This is a genomic window from Pseudomonas sp. St29, assembly GCF_001547915.1.
Lineage (GTDB): Bacteria > Pseudomonadota > Gammaproteobacteria > Pseudomonadales > Pseudomonadaceae > Aquipseudomonas.
The window spans coordinates 3,327,044-3,339,681 of the sequence record NZ_AP014628.1 but is presented as its reverse complement, the minus strand read 5'-3'; the positions used below and the strand labels follow the sequence as shown (position 1 = coordinate 3,339,681).

At 65.9% G+C, this 12,638-nt stretch carries 11 protein-coding genes; 6 read left to right on the top strand and 5 right to left on the bottom strand.

Annotation, left to right across the window (positions count from 1 at the left end; genetic code table 11):
- Positions 1–58 precede the first annotated feature (58 nt).
- Both PST29_RS15030 and PST29_RS15025 read right to left on the bottom strand, forming a co-directional pair.
- Positions 59–442 (bottom strand): DUF2946 domain-containing protein, encoded by a 384-nt coding sequence (locus tag PST29_RS15030; protein WP_060843543.1) that lies wholly within the window; start codon positions 440–442, stop codon positions 59–61.
- Positions 443–542: 100 nt separating this feature from the next.
- Positions 543–3,047, bottom strand: a complete 2,505-nt coding sequence (locus PST29_RS15025) for a phosphoketolase family protein (RefSeq protein WP_060843542.1) — start codon at positions 3,045–3,047, stop codon at positions 543–545.
- Positions 3,048–3,682: 635 nt separating this feature from the next.
- On the opposite strand from PST29_RS15025, the gene gltS reads away from it, so the two are divergent.
- Positions 3,683–4,894, top strand: coding sequence for a sodium/glutamate symporter (gene gltS, locus PST29_RS15020; RefSeq protein WP_060843541.1), 1,212 nt, complete (start codon positions 3,683–3,685; stop codon positions 4,892–4,894).
- A gap of 96 nt (positions 4,895–4,990) precedes the next feature.
- On the opposite strand, the gene PST29_RS32145 is transcribed toward gltS, so the two are convergent.
- Positions 4,991–5,134: a hypothetical protein gene (locus tag PST29_RS32145; RefSeq protein ID WP_159426282.1), complete on the bottom strand. Its 144-nt coding sequence runs from the start codon at positions 5,132–5,134 to the stop codon at positions 4,991–4,993.
- A 176-nt stretch (positions 5,135–5,310) separates the two neighbouring features.
- On the opposite strand from PST29_RS32145, the gene PST29_RS15015 reads away from it, so the two are divergent.
- Genes PST29_RS15015 through PST29_RS31030 form a run of 3 tightly spaced genes read left to right on the top strand, consistent with a single transcriptional unit; the run spans position 5,311 to position 7,702 of the window.
- Entirely contained in the window at positions 5,311–6,021 is a 711-nt protein-coding gene (locus PST29_RS15015; protein ID WP_060843540.1) for an SDR family oxidoreductase, read from the top strand.
- Positions 6,015–7,562 (top strand): cryptochrome/photolyase family protein, encoded by a 1,548-nt coding sequence (locus PST29_RS15010; protein WP_060843539.1) that lies wholly within the window; start codon positions 6,015–6,017, stop codon positions 7,560–7,562. The genes PST29_RS15015 and PST29_RS15010 overlap by 7 nt, the downstream gene beginning before the upstream one ends.
- Positions 7,559–7,702 carry a DUF2256 domain-containing protein gene (locus PST29_RS31030; RefSeq protein WP_082729243.1) on the top strand — a complete coding sequence of 48 codons (144 nt, stop codon included), beginning with the start codon at positions 7,559–7,561 and terminating at the stop codon, positions 7,700–7,702. Before PST29_RS15010 ends, PST29_RS31030 begins: the two co-directional genes overlap by 4 nt.
- Before the next feature lie 12 nt (positions 7,703–7,714).
- Here the strand turns inward: PST29_RS31030 and PST29_RS15005 are convergent, their stop codons facing one another.
- Positions 7,715–8,056 (bottom strand): hypothetical protein, encoded by a 342-nt coding sequence (locus tag PST29_RS15005; protein WP_060839211.1) that lies wholly within the window; start codon positions 8,054–8,056, stop codon positions 7,715–7,717.
- 199 nt (positions 8,057–8,255) lie between these two features.
- Here PST29_RS15005 and PST29_RS15000 point away from each other — a divergent pair, with 199 nt between their 5' ends.
- Positions 8,256–8,519 (top strand): hypothetical protein, encoded by a 264-nt coding sequence (locus PST29_RS15000; protein ID WP_060839210.1) that lies wholly within the window; start codon positions 8,256–8,258, stop codon positions 8,517–8,519.
- 27 nt (positions 8,520–8,546) lie between these two features.
- On the opposite strand, the gene PST29_RS14995 is transcribed toward PST29_RS15000, so the two are convergent.
- Positions 8,547–11,975: an NACHT domain-containing protein gene (locus PST29_RS14995; RefSeq protein ID WP_148659636.1), complete on the bottom strand. Its 3,429-nt coding sequence runs from the start codon at positions 11,973–11,975 to the stop codon at positions 8,547–8,549.
- Between the two features lie 218 nt (positions 11,976–12,193).
- On the opposite strand from PST29_RS14995, the gene PST29_RS14990 reads away from it, so the two are divergent.
- Positions 12,194–12,574 (top strand): RidA family protein, encoded by a 381-nt coding sequence (locus tag PST29_RS14990; RefSeq protein WP_060839208.1) that lies wholly within the window; start codon positions 12,194–12,196, stop codon positions 12,572–12,574.
- The last annotated feature ends 64 nt before the right edge of the window (positions 12,575–12,638 follow it).

Below are 12,638 nucleotides of genomic sequence, written 5' to 3'. Positions count from 1 at the left end.
GCAGGAGGGATACAGGCTACCGGCGGTCAGCGGCGAAGGCGGCTGTCCGCTTGCGAGCTCAGATCAGCGGGGAGGCTCGGGGATTGGCCGAGGGCCAGGAGTAGCGCGGGGGCGCCTTGCAGCGCGGTTCAAGGCTATGGCGCCGGAACTGGCCGATACGCAGCAGCCAGCTCAGGCAGAACAGCAGGACCAGACTCAGGGCCGCTCCCGAACAGACCGGGCAGGAGAAGCTGCCGGCCCAGGTGCTGGCGCTCTGGTCGCTGAAGTCGGACTGCTGCAGCGGGGCCTTGCTGCCCAGGGAGGAGCAGAACTGCCCGCCCACACCGTTGAGGGCCAAGCCCATCATCTGGCCGTGCCCCAAGCCGCAGGCGAACACATTGAACAGGACGCAAAAATACAGGGTCCAGGCAATCAGCGAGCGGTCGGGGCGGGACAATTTCATGGGGCGCGACTTTAACACCGAACAACCCGGCGGATGAAGCGTGACCTGGCTGCTGGCAGCGGGCCCTGCGCCCGGGTCAAGAACCTCGGGCGCAGCGCACTCAGGTGTCGCTGTACGCTGGCCCCCTGAGCTGCCCTTGAGCCAGCGGCGGCGGGCTGTGCCGCTCGCTGAAATCCGCGGTCCAGCTCCAGTTGCGGATTTCCGGCAGGTCTTCGAAATGCTCGCGGATCCACAGCTGGTGGCGGCGCAGCTGGCTCTGGAAATGCTCCACCGCCGGCCGCGCCTGCTCCTGCAGGCGCGGCACATGGGTCAAGGCGTCCAGCGCCAGTTGATAGCGGCTCATGTTGTTCAGCACCACCATGTCGAAAGGCGTGGTGGTGCTGCCGCGATCGCTGAAGCCGCGTACATGGAAGCGCGCTTCGTTGGCCCGGCCATGGACCATGGAGTGGATCACCCAGGTCGAACCATGAAAGGCGAACATCACCGGCACATCGCCGGTGAACAGCGCTTCGAACGCCAGATGGTCCATGCCGTGGGGCCGGTCCTGGGGCGCGGCGAGAATGCCCAGGTCCACCACATTGACCAGCCTGACGCGGATGCCCGGGACATGCTTCTGCAGCAGCCAGCTGGCCGCCACCGCTTCCGCCGTGGGCACATCGCCGGCGCAGGCCAGGACCACATCGGGCCGCTGCCCGTGGTCATTGCTGGCGAACGCCCAGATCGAAGCGCCCTGGGAGCAGTGCTGCAGCGCCGTAGCGAAATCCAGCCACTGAAAATCCGGCTGTTTGCCGCAGGTCACCACGTTGATGCAGTCGCGGCTGCGCAGGCAGTGATCAAACACATTCAGCAGGCAATTGGCGTCCGGCGGGTAGTACACCCGTACCACGTCGGATCGGCGCTGCAGCACATTGTCGACAAACCCGGTGGACTGATGGCTGAAGCCGTTGTGGTCGTTGCGCCAGGCATGACTGGTGATCAGGATGTTCAGCGACGCCAAGGGGCGCCGCCAGGCAAACTCCTTGCTCTGCTGCAGCCATTTGGCGTGCTGGGTGACCATTGAATCCACCACCTGGGCGAAGGCCTCGTAGGTCGACCACATGCCGTGGCGACCGGTCAGCAGATAGCCCTCCAGCCAGCCTTCGCACAGGTGCTCGCTGAGCACCTCCATGACCCGGCCGTCCGGCGCCAGCCGATCGTCGATCGACAGGCACGGGCCGCAGGCGGTGCGCCGGTCGGCTTCGAATACCGCATTGAGGCGGTTGGAGTTGGTTTCATCGGGGCCGAACACACGAAAGTTGCGCGGGTTGTTGCGCATCACGTCCCGCAGGTACTCGCCGAGCTTGCGCGGTGCCTCGGCAATCACCTGCCCGGGGCCTGGGACCTGCAGCCCGTAGTGGGCGAAATCCGGCAGCTCCAGGGCGATCAGCCGCCGGCCGCCATTCACATGGGGCACCGCGCCCATGCGCAACTCGGCCGGTGGCGTCAGGGCCTGGAGTTCGGGCAGCAACGCCCCGCTGTCACTGAACAAGGTGGCCGGCGCATAACTGCGCATCCAGCTCTCCAGCTGCTGCAGGTGCTCGGGATTGTCGCGGACATTGGCCAGGGGCACCTGATGCGCGCGGAAGGTGCCCTCCACGGGCAGGCCGTCCACCACTTTCGGACCGGTCCAGCCCTTGGGGCTGCGCAGGATGATCAGCGGCCAGCGCGCCCGTACCGGCGAGCCGAGGGTCCTGGCCTGCGCCTGGATCGACAGGATCTGGTCGTGACAGTCATTGAGCGCCGCGGCGAAGCGTTGATGCATCCCGGGCGGATCGTCACCGGCGACGATCTGCGGCTGATAACCGCGCCCGCGATACAGCTCCAGCAAGTCTTCATCGGCCAGGCGCGCCTCCACCGTCGGCCCGGAAATCTTGTAGCCGTTGAGGTGCAGGATCGGCAGCACGGCGCCGTCACGCCGCGGGTCCAGAAAGTGCACGCTCTTCCAACTGCCCTCCAGCGGGCAGGTCTCGGCTTCGCCGTCACCGACGACACAGGCCACCAGCAAGTCCGGGTTGTCGAACACCGCACCGAAGGCGTGCAACAGCGAATAGCCCAGCTCGCCGCCTTCGTGCAGTGAATTGGGGGTGTGCGGCCCGCAGTGGCTGGGTATGCCACCGGGGGTGGAGAAGCTGCGAAACAGCCGCAGCATGCCGGCTTCGTCCTGAGTGACGTCGGCGTGCACCTCGCTGTAGGTGCCCTCCAGCCAGGCGCAGGCGTTGAGCGTGGGGCCGCCATGGCCCGGCCCGGAAATGAAGACGGTCTGCACGCCGCGCTCGCTGATCAGCCGGTTCAGGTGCACGTAGATGAAACTCTGCCCGACCGATGTCCCCCAGTGCCCCAGCAGCCGCGGCTTGATGTGCTCGGGGCGCAAGGGTTCACGCAGCAAGGCGTTGGCCTGCAGGTAGATCTGGCCGACGCACAGGTAGTTGGCCGCGTCCCAGTAGCGCTGCAGGCGTAGCAGCAGTTCGGGCGCCAGCGGCCCGGCTGGCTCGGCAGCGCCGGCCTGGACCGGCAACGGGGTATCGACCAGCTCAGCGCTGGAAAGCCGTGCATTGAAGCGATACATAGCGACTCCACTGAATGCGTTGCCAGCCAGGTGGTGGCTGGCGAAACGGGGCTTGAGGCGCTGGACACTCGCAACAGAATGAGCCGCGCGGCCTCTTCCCTATGCCCTTATGCGCCCGGTATTGACAGATTTGAGTCCGGCGCCCGTCAGTCTGGGCGTCGCTGAGTCGAATGTGCTGATCTGGATCAGAAAGCACCGACCTGGATGGAGGAAAAGACCGGCGCTACCCGGCGGCTCTTTAGGACATTTCTTAAAAAGCCGGTTTCCAGCCGCGCCTGTCCCACTGTTAATCCGTGCTTAACGCTGTGGCGCTGAACTCCGCGCTTCATTGCCGGGGTGAAATACCCGGTGAATCAACGGTTTGAACACGACCCACGCAAAGCACCAAAGCTCCGGCCGGCGACAACGCGACCGCAGCGACCGCAGCGACCCCAAGCATTGCCGCTCATGACGCCGATCCGCCGCTCCGGCCCGATCGGTCGGCACCGGGCAATGCGCGCAAATCATGCTTGAGGCAGGCAAGCCAGTGACGGCCGCCCTTGCCCCCTAATCCATCGGGTTGAGGCTTCTCAACCCAATCCGTCGACGCCGCAGGCAGGCAGCGCGTCCGGGAACCCAGACCGAGGAGTGTGCGAATGGTCCAACTGGACTTCTATGGAACCCTGGTGGCCGCGTCATTGGTGCTGTTGCTGGGACGGGGCCTTGTCACCCGGGTCGGTTTCCTGCGGGCCTACAACATCCCCGAACCGGTGGCGGGCGGCCTGGTGGTGGCCGTGCTGCTTCTGGCGCTTCGAGTTTTTGCAGACATTGAGGTCAGCATCGACAAATCACTGCAGGCGCCCTTGATGCTGGCCTTCTTCGCCACCATCGGCCTGAGCGCGGACTTTGCCAGCCTGAAAAAGGGCGGACGCAAACTGGCGATCTTCCTGCTGGTGGTGACCGCTTTTCTGTTGGTGCAGAACGCCATGGGCATCGGCCTGGCCAAGGCATTGGGGCTTGATCCGTTGATGGGGCTGCTGGCCGGCTCGGTGACCCTGTCCGGCGGTCACGGTACGGGCGGCGCCTGGGGGGCGGTATTCAAGGAGCAGTACGGCCTGGCCTCGGCTCCGGAAATTGCCATGGCCTCGGCCACCTTCGGCCTGGTACTGGGCGGTTTGATCGGCGGACCGGTCGCCCGCCTGCTGGTCAAGCGGGTGCAGACTCCCGGCCTTGCCCAAGCCGAGCCGCGCCTGCCCAGGGGCTATGAGCAGCCGTACAAGGAGCGGCAGATCACCGCGCTGAGCTTCATCGAAACCCTGGCCCTGGTTGCCATCAGCCTGCAGGCCGGGAGCTTTCTCGGTGACTTGATTCAGGGCACGGCGCTGGAGTTGCCGACCTTCGTCTGCGTGCTGTTCGTCGGGGTGGTGTTGCGCAACGGCCTGTCGGCACTGGGCTGGCACCAGGTCGTCGATCAGGAGGTGTCGCTGCTGGGCAACGTCAGCCTGTCGCTGTTCCTGGCAATTGCCTTGATGTCGCTGCGGCTGTGGGACCTGGCCACCCTGGCCCTGCCGATCCTGACGCTGCTGGCCGTGCAGACCCTGGTGATGGCGCTGTTTGCGATCTTCGTCACCTTCCGCGTCATGGGCCGCAACTATGACGCCGCGGTTCTGGCGGCCGGCCATTGCGGCTTCGGCCTCGGCGCGACCCCGACCGCCATCGCCAACATGCAGGCGGTGACCCAGCGCTACGGGCCGTCGCAGATGGCGTTTCTGGTGGTGCCCATGGTCGGCGCCTTCTTCATCGACATCAGCAACGCCATCGTGATCAAGCTGTACCTGGCGCTGCCCTGGCTCGGCGTGGCCGCTTGATCGAGCGCTCCGCCCGCCCCTGACCCGGGCCGGCGGGCAGCTCCTGCCCAGCCCAGCCCCAGGGCAAAGCTGTACAGCAGACTCACAACGTACAACCTAATCCCCCGGGTACGACTCTTCGCCGCCCAGACAGGCACTGGCCCTGTGCCGCTGGCCCGTCCCCCTGAGCTGGCGTCGGCGCAGGCACAGGAACAGCGCCATGACCGCAACCAGGCTCAACAGCAGGTAGATCCCCCACATGGCACTCTCCTGGGTTCGCAGAAGCCGGCAATGGCTTGTGCCGGTAGATTTTTAGCAGGCAATTCTGCAAATAACCTGTACAAAATCAAATTTTATGTACAAATATTACCCATGGATTTTCACGGTGTGAGCAGGGAGTCAGGCTCGCTGCCACGTCAATCGGTGGGTAACACACAATGAGCAATACCTTGAACATGCAGTCCCTGGGCGCGGGCTACCGTGCGCTGGTGATTGGCGCCAGCGGCGCCCTGGGTTCGGCCTTTTGCCAATGGCTCGAAGAGGACCCGCACTGTGCGGGGGTCCGCCCCCTGTCCCGCGGCACGCTTCCCGGGCTCGACCTCGAACGGCCCGAGAGCATTGCCGCGGCCGCCGCCGCATTGGCGGATGAGGCGCCCTACCAACTGATCGTGCATGCCGCCGGCCTGCTGCATCGCGCCGACGTCAAGCCGGAAAAAACCTACGCCGCCCTTGAGGACGAGACACTCAAGGCAGTGTTCCAGGTCAATGCCGTGGGCCCGGCCCTGGTCATGCGTCACTTCCTGCCCCTGCTGGCCCCCCAGGGCGCGATGGCGCTGCTGTCGGCCAAGGTCGGCAGCATCGGCGACAACCGCCTGGGCGGCTGGTACGCCTATCGTGCCTCCAAGGCCGCGCTGAACATGCTGGTCAAGACCGCGGCCATCGAACTGGCGCGAACCCGGCCCGGCGCCCGCCTGCTCAGCCTGCATCCCGGCACCGTGGTTTCGCAGTTGTCGCAGCCGTTCCGCGGCTCCGCGGCGGCGCGTCCGGCCAGCGTGGCGGCCCGGGAGCTGCTGGCGCTGATCGACCGCCTGAGCGCAGCCGACAGCGGCCAGTTCTTTGCCTACGACGGCGAGCGTCTGCCATGGTAAGCGCCGCTACTGGCGGTCGACTGGGGCTGGTGCTGGGCGACCAGCTGTCGTTCGACCTGGAGTTGCTCAAGGTCCTGGACCCGGCCCACGACACGCTGCTGATGGCCGAAGTCGACAGCGAAGCGCGTTATGTCCGGCATCATCCGCAGAAAATCCTGCTGATCTTCAGCGCCATGCGCCACTTTGCCGCGCGCCTGCGCGAGCAAGGCTGGCAGGTGATCTACGTCACCCTGGACGACCCCGACAACAGCGGCAGCCTGCCCGGTGAGCTGCGGCGCTGGCAGGCGGCCCTCGGCGCGACGCAGCTGCATGTCACCGAGTGCGGAGAATGGCGACTGGAACAGGCGCTGCGCGATGCGGGCCTGCCCCTGACCTTTCATGTGGACCGGCGGTTCCTGTGCTCCCGCGAAGCCTTCGGCCGGTGGGCGGCCGGGCGGACGTCGTTGCGCATGGAATATTTCTACCGCGAGATGCGCAAGCAAAGCGGCCTGCTGCTGGAGCCCGACGGGCGCCCCTGCGGCGGCACCTGGAACCTCGATGCCGACAACCGCAAGGCCCTGCCCCGGGGCCTGCGCGGGCCCTTTGCGGCGCGCTTCGGCCACGACGCCATCACCCGCGACGTGATGCAGCTGGTGGGCCAGCGCTTCAGCGATCACTACGGCGACCTGGCAGGCTTCGACTATCCGGTGACCCACGAGCAGGCGCAGCAGCTGTGGCAGCACTTCCTGGACTTTTCCCTGGCCGCCTTCGGCGACTACCAGGACGCCATGGCCGAGGGCGAGCCCTTTCTGTTTCATGCGCGGATCAGTGCCGCGCTGAATATCGGCCTGCTGGATGTGCGCCAGCTCTGCGCCGATGTCGAGCGTGCCTACCGCGAGAACCGGGTGGCACTGAATGCCGCGGAGGGCTTCATCCGCCAGCTGATCGGCTGGCGTGAATATGTCCGCGGCATCTACTGGCTGCGCATGCCCGACTACGCCGAGCTTAACGGCCTGGGCAATAGCCGGGCCCTGCCGGAGTTCTACTGGAACGGCGCCACCGACATGCGCTGCATGGCCCAGGCCATCGGCCAGACCCTGGAACTGGGTTACGCCCACCATATCCAGCGATTGATGGTCACCGGCAACTTCGCCCTGCTGGCCGGCATCGCCCCCAAGGCCATCTGCGACTGGTACCTGGCGGTCTACCTGGATGCCTTCGACTGGGTCGAGTTGCCCAACACCCTGGGCATGGTGATGCACGCCGACGGCGGCTACCTGGGCTCCAAGCCCTATTGCGCCAGCGGCCGCTATATCCAGCGGATGTCCGACTACTGCGGCGGCTGCCGTTACCGGGTGGACCAGGCCACGGGCAACGATGCCTGCCCGTTCAATGCCCTGTACTGGCATTTCCTGATGCGCCACCAGGAGCAACTGGGCGGCAATCCGCGGCTGGCCCTCACCTATCGCAACCTGCAACGCATGGACGCCCCGCGCCGGGACGCCATCTGGCAACGGGGCGAGGCGTTGCTGGCGCGCCTGGACGCCGGAGAGGCCCTGTGAAGAAGTCCGAACTGCCACGCAAGGACTGCGCCGCCTGCGGCCGGCCCTTCACCTGGCGCAAGCGCTGGGCGCGTTGCTGGGATGAGGTGCGCTGGTGCTCCGAACGCTGTCGCCGCAGCGCCCGCGCCAGGCAGCCATGAGCCCTGGGTAGGCTACAGGCAGTCTTGCGCGGCCTTTTCGAAATGGGACGGGGCAAAGCTGGAGGCCAGCAGATGCCGCTCATAGAGGAACACCTTACCGCCATTGGGGGCCTTGTAGGCTTCCAGTACGTTGTCCGCGGCCACCTTGCTGGTGACCACGATCCGGTAGCCGCGCTGAGACTGCGAAACGGTCGCGGTCTGGTCGCTGCTCTGCAGCTTGGGGATCACGCAATCGGCGTACTGGGCAGGTGTTTTGCGGGTCTGCATGACCAGGCTCGGGTCGTTCGGCGCGGAGGCACAGCCGGCCAGCACGAGAGCGGCAGAAGTCATGGCAAACAGGGGTAAAAGGCGCATCGGACAAATCCTGGAGTCAAGAACGCGGGTACAGGGCGCCACGGGTCGAATCTGGCGGGCGCTATCGAGGGCGGCGATTTTCCACGGTTAGTGCGCCGAGCAAAATAGCTGTTTTTTGATTGTCACTATTACTTGAACCAATAGTTGCCCTCCGGGCAGACTGCCCGGCAGTCCAACTACAACTAAAAGGGATTCTTGCGTGCGAACTTTTGACCTGATCCGTGATGCCGTCCTGCCCGAGTTCCGCGACCGCGTCGCCGACTACCTGATCGAGTACGAAAGCGTGCTCGGCGACCCCAGCGCCGACCCGCAGCTGCTGCTGGCCGTGGCCTACCAGCTGCGCGGCTACCTGCGCGGCCTGAACACCACCCGGGTACTGGGCATGGCCGATTGGGAGGAGCTGGACCGGCGGGTGCTGGCGACCTGGTTGAGCCCTGTCCAGGACGCAGCCGACGCCGATTGAGCGCCGCTACGCCGCCCCGTCCAGCCCTCAGCGCCCCGAGACATCCAGCACAAAGACCTTGATGTACGCCCGCTGCGGCTCGGGGACGCTGGCCTCGAGCAGGCTCAGCATCTGCTCCGCGCTCTGCGGCACCACGCCCCCGGGGCCGGCCCGGACCTTGGCCCGCGGTCCATGCCAGAACACACCGTAGATGCCGTAGCCACGGGCTCCGGGATCGGGGGTATAGAGCGCAATCAACTGATCCTGGATCGCGCTCCAGACGTCCTTGTGTGAACTGCGCTTGAGCTCGATCACCAGCTTGATGGGCCCGCTTTGCACCGCGATATCCACGCGTTTTTCATCGGCCATGTGCGCCTCGGGCTCGGCCGTGATCTGGCGTGCCTCCAGTCGCGGACGCAACAGGCTCAGCAGCACGTCGCGGCAGCTTTCCTCCCATTTGGGAGTGCTGATCCGGCCCTTGACCTCGTTCCAGAAGAACTTGTGCACGTCGAGGTTGCTGCGCAGCAGGCCGGCAATCCCTTGCAGCTCATCCAGCACCAGCGCCTGCATCTGCTCGATAGTGCCGGGCACGCCGTTATTCAGGACCTGCGCCACCTGTTCCCAGCCATGCCGGGTGTGCCGGGCATCACGCCGCCGGGCGTCGTTGAGCAGCAGCGCGTGGTTCAGGTAGGGGTGCCACGAGGCCAGATGCGGATGACCTTGCAAGCTGAGCAGATGACGCCGGGAGTCGTCGCAGGTCTTGCTCGCCAGATAGCTGATCAGTCCGGCCAGGAACTCATCGGCGTCCTCGGCCCCGGTGTTACTGGGAGCAAACCAATCGAAAGCCTGCGGCGTGGCGGGGTATTGGTCGGCGACCAGGCGGCAGAAACAGAACGCCTGCTCGGCGGACAGGTGCATGGGGCCGTCGAATCCGCGCACCAGCCCGGTCAGGTCGCGCAGGTACCAGACCACCTCATTGCGGGTGGCGGTATCGCTGGCTTGCAGCACAGGAGCGAACGACTCCAGCGACAGCAACAGCCCCAGGGTGATGATGAAGGCCTGATGTTCCAGGCCTGCACCGCTGCTCAGCAGTTGACTGATGCAGGGGCCAAAGCGTGGCAGGTCGAGGTGCCGGCAGAGCGGTCGCACCACATCGTACAAGGCCGTCTTGTCCAGCGACGCGGCGCTATTGAGGACCTGGAACACCACATCGAGCTTGTCCGCCAAGGCGATTTGCCGGGTGGCTTTCCACGACAGGCAACTGCGCTGCCTGAAATGGTCCGGCAGCACCAGAAAGTGCAGGACGATGCAATCGATATAGTCCGCGTACTGCGCTTGGCGAAAGGCTGAGAACCAGGCCTGCCCGGCCAGGGTCTCGCGTTCGATACAGTCGAAGATCACGAACCCCAGCAGGAAAGCGTCACAGGTGCGCGGCGCCTCAGCGGCTTGCAGTTGCTGGCGCAACGCTGCAACCGCAGGTTGATATTCCTCGGGGCACGGATAGCCGCTCTCCTGCGGCTCGTCCTGCAGCTCGTCCGCGCTTGGCAGCTCTTGCTCAAGAAACTCGCAGCCCGCCAGCCCAGGATGGCTGGCGGCCCTGTCCAACAGGCCTTGGGCCGTCTCCGGACGTTGCTGCAGCGCCGCGCGCAGCCCATTGAACAGCCACGGATGCGGGTCGACCACGCCGGCATTGATAAACGCCAGCCATTGAAACACTCGGGGCTCGTCCAGCACGGCCACGGTGTTGAGATACCGCACCAGCAAGTACAGGACGAACCTGAGCACCTCGCCCCTGGGGTTGTCCTCAGCGATTTGCGGCCACAACTCGACCATGCCGTCCAGGCAAGCGGTCATCTCGGGCTCGGCCACCACCTCATGCAAGCTCCAGCGCGCCAGCGAAGCGTAGGCGGCACCCTGGGCATCGGCGCCTTGGCGGTACAGCTCCAGCAGCTGGTCATAGTGGACCTGGCCTGCCAGGCGGTGACTGAGGATGTAGCCACACAGGCTCCTGGCGTGCTTGTCGCCCACCAGGTCTTGGTAGGCCCGGCGCACCACCTGAGTTCCCTCCTCGCCCCAGCGGGCCAAGGCCTGCGCGGCGTAGGCACGCTCGTTCAGGTGAGTGCCCGCAGCGGCCAGCAATTGGGTCAAGGGTTGCAACATCGCCGGCAGTGGCTGGCCGGCGCGCAACAGGTCCAAGAGCAGCAAGCGCAGCTCGTGGGGCAGGCCCGGGTCGGACAACAGGCGTTGAAAACAGGGCTCCAGCCCCGGCTCGGTGAAGCCCGCCAGGTTCAATGCCGGAGGCTCCTGACCACGGAACCAGGGATCGGCCAACGCCAGCGTGGCCAGTGCCTGCAGCAACTGGATCTTGCTCTGCACGCTCAGCGAGGCAGCGTCGCCATAGACCAGGACTCCATAAGGGTCCGCCTCGATGAACGGGCTGGCCTGCGCCCCGAGAAATACCGCCAGCCAGGCATGCACGCCGCGCAGGTACGAAGCCGGCTTGCCCTCGACACAGAGCAACAGGCGGATTCTGCTCAGCGGCAACCCGGCATGGAACTGCCCGGCAAGGTAGCGCGCCGCCAGGTACTCGGCGCTGGCCTTGTGGCCGTAGTCGAACACCCCGGGCTCGCGGGTCGAGGTAAAGACCCGGCTGGCCAGGGCCGCACGCAGCGCGGCAGTGCCAAATGCATGCAACTTGCGCAGGGGCGGATAGCGCCGGTCGTAGCGCTCGTCCGTGCTGAAACCGTCGATATCGGCCAGCAGGCGCAAGGCGCACAACAGGCCTGCCGCTTCCAGCATCTGCTGTTCCGAGAGTTGCGCATGGGGCTGACGATCATCGCGGTGCGCCGCATTGAGCTCGTCCAGCAACAGCACGCTGGAACGCTCGAACAGCTCCCTGCGGGTCAGGGGCCAGTGATCCTGGGCAACCACCTGGGCCAGCATCAGCAAGGTCAGCGGGTTGCCGAGCATTTCGCCCAGGCCGCGCTGGCGCGCCTGCTGCAGAAAGTCCTTTGGCGTGCCGCCATGCTGCTCCAGCACCTGCTGCTGTTCCTCTTCGCTGAGCGCCAGCAAGTGCAGCTCTTGCACCTGGTCCTTTCCCGGAAAGCAGCTGGACAACAGCTTCAGGTCATTGAGCCCCGCCCAATCGGCACTGCGACAGGCAATGCGCACCCGGCACGGCGGCAAGCGCCCGAGGTGGCGAATCAGGTCGTCGAAGGCGGGCCGCTCGCCATACTGCGCGCGATGTTCATCCAGGGCATCGATGAACAAGGTGCTGCCCTCGGCGATCAGCGCGGGATCGCGCAACAGGAAGCCGCGCAGCGACATGGCCCGGCCGCCCGCCTGCTCGGCCCAGTGCTCGAACAGATGACTCTTGCCGGCTCCGGGATCACCCAGCAGCACCAGGCAGGTCACGGATTCAAAGGTGGAAAACGCGCCAACGCTGCCATCAGCCGTCAACACCATGCGATCAGTCAAAGCCTGTTCCTTACCTGGATAGATGAATCGTCAAGCGCCGCACCGGCCAGCCTGCGGCGCGGCTGCAAAGAGTAGCGGCAAGTCGCGGGAATGTAACCCGCAGCAGCCCACGGCGTTCAGCGCCGCCGTCGCCACAGGCCACGCATCGGCGCTGACAAGGGCGCAGGGCCGCCCCTATACTCCATGGCTTTTTGAACCCTTGGACACCAGAGCCCCCCATGACCCAGCCAGACCTGATCTTCACCCCCGACCCGGACGCCGATTCCATTTCCTCCGACGTTGCCGCGTTCAACGGCATCCTGGTGTCGACCCAGATCCCCACGCGCGCCGACGGCAGCCTGGAACTGGGGGACATCACCCTGCAGAGCGAATGCACCCTGCAGGCGCTGAAAGTGGCTCTGGAGCGCGCCGGCAGCTCCATGGACCGGGTCATGCACCTGACCATCTACCTCACCGACATGGCCGACCGCGCCGCGTTCAACGAGGTCTACCAGCGTTTCTTCGCCAAGCCCTGGCCGGTGCGCGCCGCGGTTGGCGTGGCCGCCCTGGCGGTGGAAGGCATGCGCGTGGAAGTCACCGCCATGGCCGCCAAGGCCTGACGCAACGGCTGTAACCGGCGGCTGCGCGCAAGGCGTGGCCGCCACCGGGCAGCACACGGGTGCC

Excerpts from the sequence above, each read along its gene's own strand:
- PST29_RS15030 (WP_060843543.1), bottom strand. The coding sequence starts at position 442 with ATGAAATTGTCCCGCCCCGACCGCTCGCTGATTGCCTGGACCCTGTAT.
- PST29_RS15025 (WP_060843542.1), bottom strand. The coding sequence starts at position 3,047 with ATGTATCGCTTCAATGCACGGCTTTCCAGCGCTGAGCTGGTCGATACC.
- gltS (WP_060843541.1), top strand. The coding sequence starts at position 3,683 with ATGGTCCAACTGGACTTCTATGGAACCCTGGTGGCCGCGTCATTGGTG.
- PST29_RS32145 (WP_159426282.1), bottom strand. The coding sequence starts at position 5,134 with ATGTGGGGGATCTACCTGCTGTTGAGCCTGGTTGCGGTCATGGCGCTG.
- PST29_RS15015 (WP_060843540.1), top strand. The coding sequence starts at position 5,311 with ATGAGCAATACCTTGAACATGCAGTCCCTGGGCGCGGGCTACCGTGCG.
- PST29_RS15010 (WP_060843539.1), top strand. The coding sequence starts at position 6,015 with ATGGTAAGCGCCGCTACTGGCGGTCGACTGGGGCTGGTGCTGGGCGAC.
- PST29_RS15005 (WP_060839211.1), bottom strand. The coding sequence starts at position 8,056 with ATGCGCCTTTTACCCCTGTTTGCCATGACTTCTGCCGCTCTCGTGCTG.
- PST29_RS14990 (WP_060839208.1), top strand. The coding sequence starts at position 12,194 with ATGACCCAGCCAGACCTGATCTTCACCCCCGACCCGGACGCCGATTCC.